Below are 17,553 nucleotides of genomic sequence, written 5' to 3' on the forward strand. Positions count from 1 at the left end.
GATACCACGATCTACCTGTTCGGCACAGTCCACGTGCTCAAGCCCGGATACGACTGGCTCAACGGACCGCTGAAGCAGGCGCTCGACGGATCGGACGAACTGGTGACCGAAGTGCTTGATCCGGTGGGCGGCGAAGCGCAGGCGGCGCTGCTCTCGCGCGCGACCTTGCCCGAAGGCCAGACGCTGCGCGGGTTGATGGACGCGCCGCAGCGGGCTGCCTTTGAAGCGCTGCTGGGCCGGGTGGGATTGCAGGCGCCGGCCTTCGACCGGTTCAAACCGTGGTACGCCGCGGTCGTGCTCTCCTCGCTGCCGATGATCAGCCAGGGCCTCAGCCCCAAGGACGGCGCCGAGGCCACGCTCAACGCCTATCCGGGCGGCAAGGCGCGGACGCGCGCGGGGCTGGAGACGATCGACTATCAGCTCGGCCTGTTCGATACGCTACCGGCCGATGCGCAGCTTGCATACCTGGGCAACGTGGTGCGCGATTACGACAAGATCGGGCCGGAGATCGACAGCCTGATCGTCGCCTGGGGCAAGGGCGATGCCGAAGCGCTGGCCACGATCATGAACGCCGACATGGACGATCCGCGCCTGACCGAAACGCTGCTGGTCGGCCGCAACCGCCACTGGGCGCAATGGATCAAGGCGCGGCTGGACAAGCCCGGCACGGTGTTCGTCGCGGTGGGCGCCGGGCATCTCGCCGGCAAGGGCAGCGTGCAGGAACAACTCGCCGCGCTCGGCCTCGCCACGCAGCGGGTGCAATGAACTGATGAGGGCCGGGACCTGGAGGAAGGCCTGTGCGGGCATCGCGCTGGCGGCGGGTCTGCTGCTGGGCGCGTGCCGGAGCGAGCCGCAGCCCGCTGCCCCGGCGGCGGAATCGCGCGTGGCGCTATGGGAAGTGACCGGCCCCGGCGGCGCGCGCGGCTGGCTGTTCGGCACCGTTCACGCCCTGCCCGAAGGCACGCGCTGGTCACGCCCCGCGATCGCGCAGGCGCTGGGCGCGGCGGACCGGCTGGTGTTCGAGATCGGCGAACCGCTGGACGCGAAGATCGCGGGCGAAGCGCTTGGCCGGCTGGCCTTCACCCGGGGGTTGCCGCCGCCGTCCGAACGGATCGACCCCGCCTATCGCGGCAAGCTGGAGGCCGTGTACAAGGACCTTGCGCTGACCGACGCGCAATTCCGCGACGAGGAATCGTGGGCTGTGGCGCTCCAGATTTCTGCCATCGCCGGGCAGAAGCACGGGATGAGCCCGGACAACGGCGTGGAGCCCGAGCTACGGCGCATGGCGAAGGGCAAACTCGTCACCGGCCTTGAAACCATCGACAGCCAGTTCGGCATCTTCGACCGGCTGGGCGACCGGGAACAGAAAGTGCTGCTGGAACAGGTGGCCGAGGAAGCATCGAGCGGCAAGGATGACGAGCAGGACATCCTGAAGCTGTGGCTGCGCGGTGATGACCTGGGCATCGCGAAGGAGAGTGAGACCGGCTTTCTGGCCGATCCCGGTCTGCACGAAGCGCTGTTGGCCGCGCGCAACCGCAACTGGACAGGACAGATCGACGCCATGCTGAAAGCCGGCGCGCATCCCTTCGTGGCGGTGGGCGCCGCGCACGTTTCGGGCACGGACGGCCTGCCCCGGATGCTGGCCGAACGCGGCTGGACGGTGCGGCGCGTGCAATAGCGCACGGGGCCAGGCCAGAAAGTCTGGCCAGAAAGGCCGGCAACGCTTGCTTTTTCCGTCCGATCCGCTAAGGGCCGCCGCTTCCCCGGCATGGTCATCCCTGGAGGCGTGCGGGCGGAAACGTGTTCAATACAGCATTTTCGGAAGGTACAGACAATGAGCGAGACGCTTACGCTGTCGGCCGAGACGCGCGATCGGGCTGGCAAGGGAGCCTCCCGTGCACTGCGTCGCGACGGCCGCACCCCCGCCGTGATCTACGGCGGCAACGAGGATCCGGCCGCGATCCACGTCGGGGAAAAGGAACTGGTCAAGGCGCTTGGCACCGGCCACTTCTTCAACTCGATCGTCGAGCTCACCGTCGGCGGCAAGACCGTCCGCACGCTGCCCAAGGACGTTGCGTTCCACCCGGTTTCGGACCGTCCGCTGCATGCCGACTTCCTGCGCCTTTCGGCCGACCACGCCGTTCACGTGAACGTGCCGGTGGTCTTCGCCAACGAAGAGAAGTCGCCCGGCCTCAAGAAGGGCGGCGTTCTCAACGTGGTCCGTCACGAACTCGAACTGGTCTGCGCGCCGGATTCGATCCCCGATGACATCGTGGTCGACGTGACCGGCTTCGAAGTGGGCGATTCGATCCACATCAGCTCGGTGACGCTGCCGGCCGGCGTGAAGACGGCGATCACCGATCGCGATTTCACCATCGCCACGATCGTTGCCCCCTCCTCGCTCAAGAGCGAAGAAGGCGATACGACCAAGACCGAAGCCTGATCTTCAGGCAAGCGTTTCCGCCGCCCCTCTATCAAGAGGCCGACGGCGGAACCGGAAAGAAGCCCCCTTCCGCCCCGCGCGGGAGGGGTTCTTTTTTGCCTGGCGGTTGTTTTCACATGCCGTCTGGCCTGATGCGCCCGACACTGTAAACGGGCGCAAAGCGAAGGAGCATCACCGCCATGCAAGTCTGGGTCGGGCTGGGCAATCCGGGGCCGCAATATGCGCTGCACCGCCACAATGTCGGCTTCATGGCGCTCGACACCATCGCCGAAGTGCACTCCTTTGGTCCGGTGCAGAAGAAGTTCCAGGGCTGGGTGCAGGAAGGCCGGGTCGGCGGGGCGAAAGTGCTGCTGCTGAAGCCGGCGACCTTCATGAACGAAAGCGGCCGCGCCGTGGGCGAAGCGCTGCGCTTCTACAAGCTTGGCACCGATGCGCTGACCGTGTTCCACGACGAGCTCGATCTCGCCCCGTTCAAGGTGAAGGTGAAGACCGGTGGCGGCACCGCCGGGCATAATGGCCTGCGCTCCATCGACAAGCATCTCGGCCCGGATTTCCGCCGGGTGCGGCTGGGCATCGGGCACCCTGGCCACAAGGATCGCGTGACCGGGTACGTTCTCGGCAACTTCGCCAAGGCGGAGCAGGACGATCTCGTCGACATGCTCGGTGCGATCGCTTCGGAAGCGGAATGGCTGGCCAAGGGGGACGACGTGCGCTTCATGAGCGATGTGGCGCTGAGGCAAGCCGGGTAATCATTCCTAACGCGATTTAACCATCTGAACTGTCGGGCAAATTTACAGATCGGGCCTTTCAGAACCTTCGTTAACCAGCGTACCCCGCAGGATTTCCCGTTTGGCACGGCAATTGCGAAGAATGGCGTGAACCATTCGTACCGCTTTCAAAGGGGGCCAAACCATGAAGCGTTCTACTGTCATCCTCGCCGCGCTGGCGACGTCCGCGATGTTCGCCACGCCGGCGCACGCGACCTTCGGCCACACCCACTATTGCAACTGTGGCCACAGCGGCGGCTCCAAGTCGTGCGGCGGTTCGTCGTCGTCCTCGTCGACGTCGTCGACCAGCGGCGGCAGCACCTCCTCGGGTGGTAGCACCTCCACCTCTTCTGGCGGCGGCACCTCAACCTCGTCGACCTCCACCGGCGGCAGCACGTCCTCGGGCGGTGGCAGCACCTCGTCCGGCGGTACGGCGGTTCCCGAACCCGGGATGCTGGGCATGATGGCGATGGGCCTGATCGGCCTGGGCTTCGCGCGCCGTCAGCGCCGCAAGGCCTGATCGCGCCGAATTAGGGCACGCCCCACGGGTTCGGCCGCGCCGGACCCGGCCCCGGGGCAAACGTCAGCGGACGAAGCCGTCTTGCGGGACGGCGCATCGCGATCCGCTCAGCCCGCCACTTGCGCGCGGGCCAGATCGTTCCGGAACAGGCGGTTGGCGGGGTCCGCCCGCAACGCCTGTTCGAGATAGGCCACCGCCTTGTCGCGGTCCGTCCCGGCCCTGAACCGCACCAGCCCCGCCATGTGGATCATGTCCGCGTTGGAGGGCTGCAGCGCCAGCGCCTTGTCCGCGAACCCGATCGCTTCAGCGTTTCGTCCGGCCTGCGAGGCCGCGAACGCCAGCCGCTTCAACACATCGGCATCGGACTGATAGCCGGAGACCTGCTGGTACGCCGCGATCGCCGCGTTCCAGTCTCCTCGCGCCATCGCCGCTTGCCCGGCAGCGGCCAGTTGCTGCGTCCGCCGCAAATCCCCGGACTGCAGGCGCGCCTTCAGCGTATCCGCCGCCGGATCGCCAGCCCCGCGCGCCGCCTTTTCCGCAAGCTCCAGTTCGCGCGGCCCGGCCATGGCGCTGTCCGCCAGCGGTTTGACCGTGGCATAGGCCGTCGCCGCATCGCCGGTCGCCAGTTGCGCTTCGGCCAGCATCAGCCGTGCGAACGGGTTTTGCGGGGAAAGCAGCAAGGCCTTGGCGTAGATCGCCCGCGCCTGCTCGGCCCGCCCGAGGCGGAGCAAGGCTTCGGCATAGGCCAGCCCTTCGGGCGAGCGCGGCTCCAGGCTGCTTTCGCGCGGGGCGAGCGTGCTGCGCACTTTTTCCCAATCGCCCCTTTCGGCAGCGATCTGAATGCGCATCCGCAGCACGTCGCCGCTATCGGGCGCGACATCGGTGGCACGGGCCACCAGCGCCTCGGCCTCGTCCAGCTTGCCCTGCTGGTCGGCCGCATCGGCCTGCGCGAGCAAAGGCTCGGGCCGCGTGGGATAGAGCGACTGCGCCCGCTTGTACGCGGCCAGGGCGCCATCCCACCGGTTCGCCTGCGCGTCGATATCGCCCGCCAGCATCAGCGTGTCGAGCGCATCGGGGCTGCGACGGCGCAGATCGGCCAGTTGCGCTTCCGCCCCCGCGATATCCTGCGAATCCAGCAGGAACCGGGCGTAGTCGCGCACCAGCCGCGCGTCCCCGCCAGCGGCAAGGCCCTTGCGATAGGCTTCGAGCGCACCGGTCTCGTCCTTGTTCGCGAGCAAGGCCGAGGCGCGGATGCGCCATGCCTCGGGATGGCCATCGTTGCCCAACAGCGAGAGCGCTTCGTTGGCCTGCCCGCGCAGCAAGGCAGCGTCCGCCTTCATCCGCGCGATCTCAAGCCCCTTGCCACCCGCCGCTTCAAGGCGCGCGAGCGTGGCCTGCGCGCCCTCGCCATCGCCCAGGCGCAATTGCACCCGCGCCAGCAGATCGAGAATCCGGGCATCCTCGGGCGCGGCCGAAACCGCTTCGCCCAGTTCCTTGCGGGCCGTGCGATAGTCCTCCGCCTTGAAGGCGGCTTGCGCGCGGTCCAGATGCTGTTGCGGCGTTTCCGAACCGCAGGCGGCAAGGACAAGCAGGGCGGGCAGTATCAGCGCTTTCTTCATGCCCGCGTGATGACACGAACGCCTGAAATTTTGGTGAAACTGGCCAAACCGTCCCGCCCCCGCTATGGGCCGCGCGAAAGGCTTGGGCGCAAGAGCCGCGCGGGCCGCATCCAGATCACTTGTGGAGCATCAAATGGGTTTTCGTTGCGGGATCGTCGGTCTGCCAAACGTCGGCAAGTCGACGCTGTTCAATGCGCTGACCGAGACGCAGGCGGCGCAGGCGGCGAACTATCCGTTCTGCACCATCGAGCCGAACGTGGGCAACGTGGGCGTGCCCGATCCCCGGCTGGATGAACTGGCCAAGATCGCCGGAAGCCAGAAGATCATTCCCACGCAACTGGGCTTCGTGGACATCGCCGGGCTGGTGCGCGGCGCGTCCAAGGGCGAAGGGCTGGGCAACCAGTTCCTGGGCAACATCCGCGAGGTGGACGCCATCGTCCACGTCCTGCGCTGCTTCGAGAACGACGACATCCAGCATGTCGACAACAAGGTCGATCCGATTTCGGATGCCGACACGGTCGAGACCGAACTGATGCTTTCGGACCTCGAAAGCCTGGAAAAGCGCGTGCCCGCCGCGCAGAAGAAGGCGGCGCAGGGCGACAAGGAAGCGAAGCTCATCGCCTCGGTGCTGGGCCAGGCGCTCGACCTGCTGCGCGAAGGCAAGCCCGCGCGCCTGACCAGGCCGAAGGACGAGGAAGAAGCCCGCGTGTTCCGGCAGGCGCAGCTGCTCACCGCCAAGCCGGTGCTCTACGTGTGCAACGTGGAGGAAGGCGCGGCGGCCGAAGGCAACGCCTTTTCCGCCCGCGTGTTCGAGAAGGCGAAGGCCGAAGGCGCCAACGCCGTTATCGTCTCGGCCGCGATCGAGGCCGAACTGGTCGGCATGGAGCAGGACGAACGGCTGGTGTTCCTGGAGGAAATGGGCCTGCACGAAACCGGCCTCGCCCGCGTGATCCGCGCCGGCTACGATCTGCTGCACCTCATCACCTTCTTCACCGTCGGCCCCAAGGAAGCGCGCGCCTGGACCGTGCATCAGGGTGCCAAGGCCCCGGACGCGGCGGGCGAAATCCACTCCGACATGCAGCGCGGCTTCATCCGCGCCGAAACCATCGCCTATGCCGACTATGTCGCGCTGGGCGGCGAGAACGGCGCCAAGGAATCCGGCAAGCTGCGCCAGGAAGGCAAGGAATACGTGGTGCACGATGGCGACGTGATGCACTTCAAGTTCAACGTGTGAGGCCGCACGCCGGTTAACCGATCGATTGACAGCGCGGCCGGCACGGGCAAAATCCCGCCCATGCAATATTTCGAAGACCTTGAGCCCGGCACCGTCGACCGTTTCGGCCACTACCAGGTCACCCGCGAGGAAGTGATCGGCTTCGCCTCGCGCTATGATCCGCAGCCGTTCCATCTCGATGACGAGGCGGCGGCGCAGACCCATTTCGGCCGCCTCTCGGCCAGTGGCTGGCACACTTGCGCCATGGTGATGGCGATGGTGGTGGAGAACCTGAAGGCGCGCCAGCAGGCTGGGCTGGGGTCTCCCGGCGTGGACGAGCTGCACTGGCACAAGCCGGTCTATCCCGGCGACACGCTGCGCTGCGAAACCCAGTTGCTCGAGAAAAAGCGCAGCCGCTCGCGCCCGGAAATGGGCAGCTTCCGATCCACCATGCGCGTGTTCAACCAGAACGACGATCTGGTGATGAGCTTCACCTCGATCGGGTTGATCCGCGTGCGCGATCCGGAAACCGCATCGACCGACTAAGCGCGCGCCGGAGCGGGCGGTGTTGTTACATCGGCTTGCACTGGACGTTGCCGCGCGCCTTGTAGACTACCCGGTCGAACGGATCGGTCACCACCACCTGCCCGCTGAACAGATCGACAAGGCCGTTCTTCACCGCCTTGCCATCGTCGATGCGGGTCAGCGTGAGCGCATATTCCTTCCCCGAATAGCGCGACCAGGCGCCCTGCGGCAGTTGCGTGCTGCCCTTGTCGGACGCGAAGACCACCAGCTTGCCGTCGAGCTTCATCACGCCGCGTTCATCCTGCGCCAGCAGGATCGCGCCCATGCCGCCGCCATCGGCCACGAAGTTGCAGCCGGTGCCTGTCAGCTTGCCGTCGCGGATGTCGAAGAACATGATCGGTTGCGGATCGATCGGCTTCACCGGCGGCTGGCCATTGCGCTGCGCCGCTTCCACCTGGGCAATGGCCCGCGCATCCTCGGCCGCCTTTTCCGCCGGCGTCTGGCTGGAGCAGGCAGCCAGCAGAACGAGCACTGCCGCTCCGGCAACGATCCCGCGCATCACTTTCTCCCGAACAGTTTCTCGATATCGCCATGGGCAAGCTTCACCCACGTCGGCCGCCCATGATTGCACTGGCCGGAGCGCGGCGTCACTTCCATTTCGCGCAACAATGCGTTCATTTCGGCGACGGAAAGGACGCGCCCGGCGCGGACCGAGCCATGGCAGGCCATCGTCGCCAGCACGAGGTCGAGCCGTTCGCCCAGCAGCAGCGCGTCGCCGTTCTGGGCAAGATCGTCGGCCACGTCGCGCACCAGCGCTTCAGGATTGCCCTTGGCAAGCGCCGCCGGCACCGCGCGGACCAGCACGGCACCCGGACCGAAGCGTTCGAGCGCGAGACCATATTCAGCCAGCTTCGACGCGGCTTCCTCCAGCCGATCGCAATCGGTTTCCTCAAGCTCGACCACTTCGGGGATCAGCAGCGCCTGGCTGGGCGCACTGCCCTCCCCCGCTCCCGCCGCGCGCAGGCGTTCCAGCACCAACCGTTCGTGCGCCGCGTGCTGATCGACGATCACGAGGCCATCGGCCGCCTCCGCAACGATATAGGTGTTGGCGACCTGCCCGCGGGCCACACCCAGCGGATGCTCTACCGGCTCCGGCACGGCATCCTCGGCGGCTTCGGCGCGGGCGACAGGCGGGGCCATGACCGTGGCCTCGTACCCGCGCCACGCCTGCCCGGCATCGCTGACCCGCGGTTCCGGCCGCCATGCCGGGGAGGCGAAGATGCTGCCTTGCCGTTCGGCCGGTGCGGGAAACAGCGGCCCCGGCCCTGGTGCCGCCCCCGGGAGCGCGGCAATCGGTTCGGCCTGCCAGGCACGCATCGCGGTTTCGGAAGGGGCCTGCGCGGAGCGCTGGTCCCCGCTTGCCAGCGCCGTGCGCAGGCCGGTCACCACCATCCCCCGCACCAGCGCGGGATCGCGAAAGCGAACCTCGGTCTTGGCCGGGTGGACGTTCACGTCGACCTCGGTCGGCGGCACGTCGAGAAACAGCGCCAGCACCGCGTGCCGGTCGCGCGCCAGCATGTCGGCATAGGCGCCGCGCACCGCGCCGATCAGCAGGCGGTCCTTCACCGGGCGGCCGTTGACGAACAGATACTGGTGATCGGCCACGCCGCGGTTGTAGGTCGGCAGGCCGGCCACACCGGTCAGGTGGAAATCGCCGCGCACCAGATCGACCGTCACCGCGTTGCCGGCCAGCTCGCGCGCAACCAGCTGCGCAACGCGCGCCTCGAGCGAATCGCCGGGCTGCACCTGCAGCGCGCGACGACCATCGTGTTCCAGCGTGAAGCCCACTTCCGGGCGTGCCATGGCCAGCCGGCGCACGACATCGAGCGAAGCCGCCCATTCCGCCCGTGCCGAGCGCAGGAACTTGCGCCGCGCAGGAATCTTGCCGAACAGGTCTTCCACCCGCACGCGCGTTCCGGGCGGCAGCGCGGCAGGGCCATCGGACACCAGCGCCCCATGATCGACCACGCGTTTCCAAGCCTCGCCGGTCTCTCGCGCGCGGCTCTCGATGGTGACGCGCGCGACGCTGGCGATGGAAGGCAGCGCCTCTCCCCGGAAGCCCAGCGTTTCGACCAGTTCGATCGATTCGTCGGGCAGCTTGGACGTGGCGTGGCGCTCCAGCGCCAGCGCAATCTCGTCCGCGCGCATCCCGCAGCCATCGTCCGTCACCTCGATCAGCGAAAGCCCGCCCTCGCCCAGCCGGACATGGACTTGCGTGGCGCCCGCATCGATGGCGTTTTCGACCAGTTCCTTGAGCGCGCTGGCCGGCCGTTCCACCACTTCGCCAGCGGCGATGCGGTTGACCAGAGTATCGGGAAGGCGGCGGATCGTGGGCATCATCAAAGCTTTGTTCAGGGCCGTGCCAGCGTCGGGATTCCGGCACGCCCAGACATTACTAGCGATGGACCCGCGCTTTTTCGAGCCAAGTGGAGAAGTTATCCCGCAAACGCAGCATAAACCTATGGGTTTTGCGCAAATCATGCGCTAATGAGCCGGGCTTCCCGGGCACTCATTTGGTTGGGGTTGGCGCGTGCCCGCGTTCCAACCCGCAGATTCATACGGATTTCCTGATGGCTTCGATGCTTTCCCGATTCTTCAAGTTCGGTTCCCAGAACATCGCGATCGACCTCGGAACGGCGAATACGCTGGTCTACGTACAGGATCGCGGGATCGTGCTGAACGAGCCTTCCGTCGTCGCGATCGAGACGATCAACGGCGTCAAGAAGGTGAAGGCCGTCGGCGATGACGCAAAGATGATGATGGGCAAGACGCCGGACAACATCGAGGCGATCCGTCCGATGCGCGATGGCGTGATCGCAGACATCGAAGTGGCCGAAGCCATGATCAAGCACTTCATCCAGAAAGTGCACGGCAAGAAGAGCCTGCTGCGCTATCCGGAAATCGTGATCTGCGTGCCTTCTGGCTCCACCTCGGTCGAACGCCGCGCGATTCGCGATGCCGCTTCCAACGCCGGCGCCAGCCAGGTGTTCCTGATCCTGGAACCGATGGCGGCCGCGATCGGCGCGGACATGCCGGTGACCGAGCCGGTCGGTTCGATGGTGGTCGATATCGGCGGCGGCACCACGGAAGTCGCCGTGCTGTCGCTGCGTGGCCTTGCGTATACGACCAGCGTGCGCGTGGGTGGCGACAAGATGGACGAAGCCATCGTCAGCTATGTCCGCCGCCATCACAACCTGCTGATCGGTGAAGCCACGGCCGAACGGATCAAGAAGGATTACGGCATCGCCACGATCCCGGCCGACGGCGTGGGCGAAACCATCCACATCAAGGGCCGCGATCTCGTCAACGGTGTGCCCAAGGAAATCACGATCACCCAGGCCAACGTGGCCGAAGCGCTGTCCGAACCGATCGGCGCGATCGTCGAAGGCGTGCGCATCGCGCTGGAAAACACCGCGCCGGAACTCGCAGCGGACATCGTCGATCAGGGCATCGTGCTGACCGGCGGCGGCGCGCTGATCCGCGGGCTGGACGAGCATCTGCGCGAGGAAACCGGCCTGCCGGTCAGCGTCGCCGAAGACCCGCTGTCCTGCGTGGCGCTGGGCACCGGCCGCGCGATGGAAGATCCGATCTATCGCGGCGTGCTGATGACCGCGTAATGGCAGGTTCATCCCGTTGCTGCATGGAAGCAAGCCGGCACCGGCCGGCGGACAGCGGCGGGAACGGTAGGGAATAACGGACATGGCGCGGTCACAGGACCGGCGCCCGGGCTTTTCGCGCAGGGCGCAGTACGGGATCTTCACAGGCTACGTCGTCGCCATTCTTGGCGTCGTGGTCGGCGCCGTGCTGCTCATCGTATCGTTGTTCAACCCCGAGGCTTTTGCCTTTGCGCGATCGGGCGCGAGCGAGATAGCGCGGCCGATCGGGCAGGCTAGCGCCGAATCCCGCGCCACCGGCCAGGGCGTGTTTGCCGCCGTCGGCGCCTATTTCAACGCCGGAAGGCAGAACGCCGCGCTGCGGCGCGAGGTGGAAGCCGCGCGCGCCGACGCGGTGACCATGCGCGCGGTGCAAACCGAAAACGCGCGTCTGAAAGCGCTGCTCGGTATCGTCGACCCCCAGGTGCGGCCGATTGCCGCCGGCCGCCTTATCGGCTCCACCGCGGCCAGCGCACGGCGCTTCGCCGTGCTGTCGATCGGCTCCTCGACCGGGCTGCGCCCCGGGATGCCCGTGCGATCTTCCACCGGACTGATCGGCCGGATTGTCGAAACCGGGCGCGATACGGCGCGCGTTCTGCTCGTGACAGACCCGGACAACGTCGTGCCCGTGCGCCGCGCCACCGATGGTCTGCCGGCCTTCGTGCAGGGTGCCGCCAACGGCCGCATCGAAATCCGCTTGATCAATTCAGGCGTAAACCCCGTTCACAAGGGCGACGTTTTCGTGACCTCCGGATCGGGCGGCCTCTATCCGCCCAACATTCCGGTCGCGATCGCCACCGATCCGCATCATGACGGGGCCGTCGGCCACCTTGCCAGCGATCCTGCGGACGTGGACTACGTGCTGGTGTTCCCGAGCTTTCAGCCTGCCGCCCAGGCAGCGCTGAGCGAAAGCGAGAAAGCCGCTGGCCCGCCGCGCGACCCGGGCGACCAGTAAGCCGGAATGATGCTGCCCCGCTTTCCCGCCCGCGCCGAGGACATCGTGCGCAACCGCATCAACCGCGCGCCATCGCCGGTCCTTGCGGTGGGCATTCCGTGGGCGTCGATCATCCTGGCCTCGATGGCAACCTTTTCCCCGGTGATCGCGTCCGCGCCCCTGCTCCCGCCATTTTCCTACATGATGCTGCTGGCCTGGCGCATGCTGCGGCCCGGCATGCTGCCGGTGTGGGTCGGCTTGCCACTGGGCGCCATCGACGATCTGTTCAGCGGACAACCGTTCGGCAGCGCGATCATCCTGTGGTCGCTGACCATGCTGGCGATGGAAGTGATCGACGAACGGTTCCTCTGGCGGGGCTTTCTGCAGGACTGGCTCGCGGGCAGCGCGCTGCTGGCCGGCTATCTGTTTCTTGCCGCCAGTTTCGCGGGCTTTGCCGCCGGCTATCCGCTGCCCCTTTCGATCGGCCCGCAATTGCTGCTGAGCGTGTTCCTGTTCCCCGTCATCACCCGGGTCGTCGCCCTGCTCGACCGGGTGCGCCTGCTGCCGCTGCGGAGAATCTGAGCGTGGCGAGACAGCAACTGCCGATGAGTTCGGCCCGGCTGACCGACACCTTCAACCGCCGCACCTTCGTGCTCGGATCGGCCATGGGCGGCATCGGCGTGCTGCTCGCGATGCGGCTCGGCTACCTCTCGATCGCGCAGAACGAGAAGTACAAGGCGGCATCGGAAAGCAACCGCGTCAACCTGACGCTGATTCCGCCGCGGCGCGGCTGGATTCTCGATCGCAACGGCGCGGCGCTGGCATCGAACCGCGCCGACTTCCGCGTCGACCTGATTCCCGACCGGGTCGTGGACGCGGACAAGACGCTGGCCACGCTCGCATCGCTGCTCGACCTTTCGCCCGACAAGGTGGGCGACATCCACGACAAGCTGGACAAATCGCGCGGATTCCAGCCCGTCGAAGTCGCCGCCAATCTCAACTGGGACAAATTCGCCGCCGTCAGCGTGCGCCTGCCCGAACTGCCTGGCGTGGTGCCGCAACGCGGCTATTCGCGGTTCTATCCCACCGGCGCGACCGTGGGGCATCTGGTCGGCTATGTCGGCCCCGCTTCGGCCGAGGACTACGAGCGTGAACGCAACCCGCTGCTGATCACGCCCGGCTTCAAGATCGGCAAGGACGCGCTGGAGAAGTATTTCGAAACGCGCCTGCGTGGCGTGCCCGGCGCGCGGCGCGTGGAAGCCACCGCCAGCGGGCGCGTGGTGCGCGATCTGGGCACGCGCGAGGACGTGCCGGGCAAGCCGATCCAGCTCACCATCAACGGCCCGTTGCAGGACTATGCCTCGCGCCGCATCGGCCTGGAATCCGGGTCGGTCGTGGTGATCGACTGCCTGACCGGCGATGTGCTCGCCATGGCCTCGATGCCCAGCTTCGATCCCAACAGCTTCTCCGACGGCATCGGGCGCATCGAATGGAAGATGCTGTCGGACGACGACCATGTACCCTTGCGCAACAAGGTTCTGCGCGGGCTTTATCCGCCGGGCTCGACCGTGAAGCCGATGGTCGCGCTGTCGTTCCTCGAAGCGGGGCTCGATCCCAATGCCTCGGTCAACTGCGCGGGCGGCCTGCGCGTGGGCAACCGCGTGTTCCACTGCTGGAACCACCGGGGCCACGGCGCAACCAACATGGCCAAGGGCATCTACCAGTCGTGCGACGTGTACTTCTATCACTTCGCGCAACAGATGGGCATGGACGTGATCGCGGCGATGGCGAAGCGGCTGGGGCTGGGACAGGAATTTCCGCTGCCCGTCGCCGGGCAATCCTATGGCACGGTGCCCGATCCCGCGTGGAAGCTGCGCAAGTACAAGCAACCCTGGGCGATCTACGACACGGTGAACGCCACCATCGGGCAGGGGTACATGCTGGTGAACCCGCTGCAGCAGGCGGTCATGGCCTCGCGCATCGCCTCCGGCCTCGAACTGATGCCGCGCCTGCTGCTCGACCGGCACGCGCCTCAACCCAAGTCCATGGGCTTCAAGCAGGAACACCTCGATTACATCCACGCGGCGATGAACGAAGTCGTCAACGGGCGTGGCACCGCCGGCAAGGCGCGCCTGCCGATTCCCAACGTGCAGATGGCGGGCAAGACCGGCACGGCGCAGGTCGTCGGCCTCAACATCGGCAACGGCAAGGGCGGGCTGTGGAAGCACCGTGACCACGGCCATTTCATCTGCTTCGCCCCGTTCGACAAGCCGCGCTATGCCTGCGCCGTCGCCATCGAGCACGGCGGTGGTTCGGGCGCGGCCTATCCCATCGCGCGCGACGTGATGACGTTCCTGTTCGATCCGGGCAAGGCGCTGGAAGTGCTCGAAGGCTTCGAAAAGCAGTGGGGCGGCAACGTGCAACAGCGCATGGCGGCCCGGTACGACGCCTATGCCGCGCAATACGGCGCTTCCGCGCCCAAGGCGGCGGACGACGCGCAAGTGGCGCAGGAAGTCGCGGCCGAAAACAAGCCGGTGCCCGAACCGACCGCCGCGCAGACCGACGCCGCGCCGCCTCCGCCCGAGCCGACGACGCCCGAACCGGGCACGCCGGCGCCGGGCGCATCGCCGCGGCCTGCACCGGGCACCGCTCCGGCACCCGCCACTCCCGCCACGTCCGGCGCGCAATAGAGGCCCCGCCGATGCCCCGCGCCTATGTTCCCGCCGCCATCGCCCGCCAGCCGTGGCGCGTGCTGCTGCCGCTGGCGATGCTGGTCGTGTTCGGCGGCTTCGTGCTCTATTCGGCGGCAGGTGGGCATCTCCAGCCCTGGGCACTGACCCACGTGCTGCGCTTCTGCGTGTTCCTGGCACTCGCCATGCTGATCGCGCGGGTGCCGCAGGACTGGTTCAAACGCGCCGCCTTGCCGATCTATGCCGGCCTGTGCGTGCTGCTGGTGCTCGTGGAACTGATCGGCGGGATCGGCGGCGGCAGCCAGCGCTGGCTGAATCTGGGCTTCATGACGCTCCAGCCGTCGGAACTGATGAAACCGGGTATCGTGCTGGTGCTGGCGTGGTTCTACAGCGTGCTGCCGGTGGGCGAAACGCGCGGCTGGCGCGCGGTGGCGCCGGCGGCGGTGCTGCTGGGCATTCCCGCCGGCCTCGTCATGCTCCAGCCAGACCTTGGTACCGGGCTGGCCATCAGCTTTGGCGCGGTCGTCACCATGTTCCTTGCCGGCCTGCCGCTGCGCCTGTTCCTGGGCGGCGTCGGCGCCGGGCTGATCGTCGCGCCGCTGGCGTTCTTCACGCTGCTGCACGATTACCAGCGCAAGCGCGTGCTGGTGTTCATGGACCCGGAAAACGATCCGCTGGGATCGGGCTATCACATCACCCAGTCGAAAATCGCGATCGGATCGGGCGGGCTTTTCGGCAAGGGCTTCGGCCACGGTTCGCAAAGCCACCTCGATTACCTGCCCGAAGCGCAGACCGACTTCGTCTTCGCGACCATGGCCGAGGAATGGGGCATGATGGGCGGCCTGTTCGTGCTGGCGATCTTCGCCGTGGTGCTGCGCTGGGGCCTGAAAGTGGCGATGAATGCACCCGACCGCTTTTCGCGCCTGCTGGCGGCGGGCATGACAACCACGATCTTCTTCTATGCCTGCATCAACCTGATGATGGTGATGGGCCTTGCGCCGGTGGTGGGCATCCCCCTGCCCTTCATGAGCCACGGCGGATCGTCGATGATGACCAACATGATCTGTATCGGAACGATCATGGCGGTGGACCGCTGGAGCCGCCGAAGCGGCAGCGGGCTCGCCTGAAAAACACCATTTCAGGGCTTGGCAGCGCGGCAGAAATCGCTATGGGAGCGCTTCCCATACGGGAATGGACGCATAGCTCAGTTGGTAGAGCAGCTGACTCTTAATCAGCGGGTCCTAGGTTCGAGCCCTAGTGCGTCCACCACATTCTCCTTATTTTCCATTCGGTTATCGACCTCGCCGAAACAGGCGACCGAGAGCGTTCTTTCGCTAGGTAGCTCTCTAGGTAGCAGCGCGCTAATTCAGCGCTGCGGCTGCTCAGCCTCCACACATCAGCGTTCACGGTAAAAGATTCATGGCCTACGCTCTGTCCGACTGCGCTTGAGCGAGTCGTCGATACACACGCTGCGATTATCGGACCGTATATGTGCTGGTGGGCCGCGCAGGACGAACAGGTCGGCCAGGGCCGCCAGAACATCCTCGTGCCTGAGCTGGCGTGCAACGATGAGCGCCAGGCATTTGTTGATGGCGGAGTAAAATGCCCCAGAAGTGACATTTGAAAATTCCCCACTTCTTCTCGTTGACCCTGTCCGGGGCGCGCCCCGGACAGGGTCAAATTCCAAAAATCCGGCATAGCTCTCCCGGTGGGAGGCGGTGCTGCGATGAAGAAGCTTGGAGATCTGATGATGATCCTGGATTTGCACCGCCAAGGCGTGAAGATCGCCGCCATCGCCCGGCAAGTCGGCATCGACCGCAAGACAGTCCGCAAATACATCGGCCGCGGCATCGAGGTGCCGACCTATGGCCCTCGCCAACCTCGGGAACGCTTGCTCGATTCCTACATGGATTATCTGCGCGCGCGTCTGGACGCCTACCCCGGGTTAAGCGCACAGCGTCTTGCGCGCGAGCTCGGCGAACGTGGCTATGCCGGTGGCTACAGCACGGTGCGTGACATGGTGCGCACGCTGCGACCAGCTGGCGGAGGCAAGCCCTATGCCGTGCGCTTCGAGACGCCCGCCGGTCAGCAAGCCCAAGTCGACTTCGCACAATTCCGCGTCCGTTTCGCCGACACGCCCGATCAGGTGCAGATCGTCTGGCTGTTCTCCATGGTCCTGGGCTTCTCCAGGTTGATCTGGGGCCGGTTCGTCATGCGCCAGACGATGCCGAGCGTGCTGGCATGTCATCGCGCGGCGTTCGAGGCTGTGAGTGCTGGTCGTAATCTCCGCAAATGTGCTGGTTGAAAATTCCTCAGTTTGAGAACTGCGCGTGATCGTCATGGGGGCATGCCCCCATGACGATCACGCGGCACATTCATCCCTGCTGATGCCGAAGGAAGGGCGCGCGCTGCAGCCATTGCCCCTGGTGCCGTTCGGCGCCGTTCTCAAACTGGAGCGTCGGATCAGCCATGAAGGAATGGTCAGTGTCGGCGGCAACTACTACTCGGTCCCCGACGCAACCCGGCGCCGGGTGGTCGAAGTGCACAGCCTCGCCGACGAAATCCGGATCTTCGAGGATGATCGCCTGATCGCGCGTCACCCCTTGCTGGAAGGGCGGCGGCAGCGTTCGCTGCTCGATGGACACCGGCGCCATCAGCGCCGGAATGACGATCTGCCGTTGCCGCATGGATTTACCGGGCAGCAAGTCGCGCGCCGCTCCCTCGACATCTATGCCGCCATCGGCCAGCAGTTGGCGGGAGCAAGAGCATGAACTCTCTGCTGCCGGACCCATCAGCCTCCCTGCTCGATCGCATCAAATGCAGCATGGTCGGCCTCAAGATGCCGCGCGCGATCGAGGTCGTCGATGACTGCGTATCCCGGCTCGACCGCGGCGAGATCACGGCTCTCGAGGCGGTGGAGCAGTTGTTGCTCGAGGAGCTGACCTTCCGCGAGGAGCGCCGAATCCGCGCGGCACTGCGCATGGGCCGGGTCAACACCGTGAAGACGCTGGCAGGATACGACTTCTCGTTCCAACCCTCGCTCGACAAGGCCTGTGGACCGGCGTGCAAAAGGGACCCCGTTAGCGGGGTGATCGGCGTCTAAAAGGGACCCCTCATTCCGATGGTGTA

16 protein-coding genes, 1 tRNA gene and 2 pseudogenes are annotated in these 17,553 nt (G+C 66.4%); 15 read left to right on the forward strand and 4 right to left on the reverse strand.

Going from position 1 to position 17,553, the window contains the following annotated elements; all coding sequences use genetic code 11:
• From B3547_RS17370 to B3547_RS17390, 5 genes are all read left to right on the forward strand, one after another.
• On the forward strand, window positions 1-765 hold a 765-nt coding region (locus tag B3547_RS17370; RefSeq protein WP_292965155.1), incomplete at its 5' end, for a TraB/GumN family protein.
• 4 nt (window positions 766-769) lie between these two features.
• Window positions 770-1,678 (forward strand): TraB/GumN family protein, encoded by a 909-nt coding sequence (locus tag B3547_RS17375; RefSeq protein ID WP_292965158.1) that lies wholly within the window; start codon window positions 770-772, stop codon window positions 1,676-1,678.
• 156 nt (window positions 1,679-1,834) lie between these two features.
• Complete coding sequence (locus B3547_RS17380; protein WP_292965161.1) at window positions 1,835-2,443, forward strand: 50S ribosomal protein L25/general stress protein Ctc; 609 nt, start codon at window positions 1,835-1,837, stop codon at window positions 2,441-2,443.
• A gap of 179 nt (window positions 2,444-2,622) precedes the next feature.
• Window positions 2,623-3,192, forward strand: coding sequence for an aminoacyl-tRNA hydrolase (gene pth, locus B3547_RS17385; protein ID WP_292965164.1), 570 nt, complete (start codon window positions 2,623-2,625; stop codon window positions 3,190-3,192).
• 163 nt (window positions 3,193-3,355) lie between these two features.
• Complete coding sequence (locus B3547_RS17390; protein WP_125956188.1) at window positions 3,356-3,730, forward strand: PEP-CTERM sorting domain-containing protein; 375 nt, start codon at window positions 3,356-3,358, stop codon at window positions 3,728-3,730.
• Window positions 3,731-3,837: 107 nt separating this feature from the next.
• Here B3547_RS17390 and B3547_RS17395 read toward each other — a convergent pair whose 3' ends face one another.
• Window positions 3,838-5,349 (reverse strand): tetratricopeptide repeat protein, encoded by a 1,512-nt coding sequence (locus B3547_RS17395; RefSeq protein WP_292965172.1) that lies wholly within the window; start codon window positions 5,347-5,349, stop codon window positions 3,838-3,840.
• Between the two features lie 133 nt (window positions 5,350-5,482).
• Between B3547_RS17395 and ychF the strand changes: the two genes are divergently transcribed.
• Both ychF and B3547_RS17405 read left to right on the forward strand, forming a co-directional pair.
• Window positions 5,483-6,583, forward strand: coding sequence for a redox-regulated ATPase YchF (gene ychF, locus B3547_RS17400; protein ID WP_124809596.1), 1,101 nt, complete (start codon window positions 5,483-5,485; stop codon window positions 6,581-6,583).
• A 60-nt stretch (window positions 6,584-6,643) separates the two neighbouring features.
• Entirely contained in the window at window positions 6,644-7,108 is a 465-nt protein-coding gene (locus tag B3547_RS17405) for a MaoC family dehydratase (protein WP_292965176.1), read from the forward strand.
• A gap of 25 nt (window positions 7,109-7,133) precedes the next feature.
• Here the strand turns inward: B3547_RS17405 and B3547_RS17410 are convergent, their stop codons facing one another.
• Together B3547_RS17410 and mutL are read right to left on the reverse strand one after the other, a co-directional pair.
• Window positions 7,134-7,646: a hypothetical protein gene (locus B3547_RS17410; protein WP_124809594.1), complete on the reverse strand. Its 513-nt coding sequence runs from the start codon at window positions 7,644-7,646 to the stop codon at window positions 7,134-7,136.
• Window positions 7,646-9,484 carry a DNA mismatch repair endonuclease MutL gene (mutL, locus tag B3547_RS17415; protein WP_292965236.1) on the reverse strand — a complete coding sequence of 613 codons (1,839 nt, stop codon included), beginning with the start codon at window positions 9,482-9,484 and terminating at the stop codon, window positions 7,646-7,648. The genes B3547_RS17410 and mutL overlap by 1 nt, the downstream gene beginning before the upstream one ends.
• A 233-nt stretch (window positions 9,485-9,717) precedes the next feature.
• Between mutL and B3547_RS17420 the strand changes: the two genes are divergently transcribed.
• The 6 genes from B3547_RS17420 (at window position 9,718) to B3547_RS17445 (ending at window position 15,693) form a co-directional block, all read left to right on the forward strand.
• Window positions 9,718-10,764 carry a rod shape-determining protein gene (locus B3547_RS17420; protein ID WP_125956198.1) on the forward strand — a complete coding sequence of 349 codons (1,047 nt, stop codon included), beginning with the start codon at window positions 9,718-9,720 and terminating at the stop codon, window positions 10,762-10,764.
• Between the two features lie 82 nt (window positions 10,765-10,846).
• Window positions 10,847-11,755, forward strand: a complete 909-nt coding sequence (mreC, locus tag B3547_RS17425; protein ID WP_124809591.1) for a rod shape-determining protein MreC — start codon at window positions 10,847-10,849, stop codon at window positions 11,753-11,755.
• Window positions 11,756-11,761: 6 nt separating this feature from the next.
• Window positions 11,762-12,316: a rod shape-determining protein MreD gene (mreD, locus tag B3547_RS17430; protein WP_292965182.1), complete on the forward strand. Its 555-nt coding sequence runs from the start codon at window positions 11,762-11,764 to the stop codon at window positions 12,314-12,316.
• Window positions 12,317-12,339: 23 nt separating this feature from the next.
• Window positions 12,340-14,424, forward strand: a complete 2,085-nt coding sequence (gene mrdA / locus B3547_RS17435; RefSeq protein ID WP_124809647.1) for a penicillin-binding protein 2 — start codon at window positions 12,340-12,342, stop codon at window positions 14,422-14,424.
• 11 nt (window positions 14,425-14,435) lie between these two features.
• Window positions 14,436-15,551, forward strand: coding sequence for a rod shape-determining protein RodA (gene rodA / locus B3547_RS17440; protein WP_292965185.1), 1,116 nt, complete (start codon window positions 14,436-14,438; stop codon window positions 15,549-15,551).
• A 66-nt stretch (window positions 15,552-15,617) separates the two neighbouring features.
• Window positions 15,618-15,693 (forward strand) — tRNA-Lys (locus B3547_RS17445).
• 172 nt (window positions 15,694-15,865) lie between these two features.
• Here the strand turns inward: B3547_RS17445 and B3547_RS22090 are convergent.
• A pseudogene (locus B3547_RS22090) lies at window positions 15,866-16,018 on the reverse strand (IS3 family transposase); the annotation flags it as partial.
• Window positions 16,019-16,150: 132 nt separating this feature from the next.
• Between B3547_RS22090 and B3547_RS22095 the strand changes: the two are divergent.
• Window positions 16,151-17,195: pseudogene (locus B3547_RS22095) on the forward strand (Mu transposase domain-containing protein).
• The gene (locus tag B3547_RS17460) at window positions 17,192-17,527 is read left to right on the forward strand and encodes an ATP-binding protein (RefSeq protein WP_292965188.1); all 336 of its coding nucleotides are present in this window, start codon (window positions 17,192-17,194) and stop codon (window positions 17,525-17,527) included. Before B3547_RS22095 ends, B3547_RS17460 begins: the two are co-directional and overlap by 4 nt.
• The last annotated feature ends 26 nt before the right edge of the window (window positions 17,528-17,553 follow it).

It is taken from the genome of Novosphingobium sp. UBA1939, from assembly GCF_002336885.1.
GTDB lineage: Bacteria > Pseudomonadota > Alphaproteobacteria > Sphingomonadales > Sphingomonadaceae > Novosphingobium.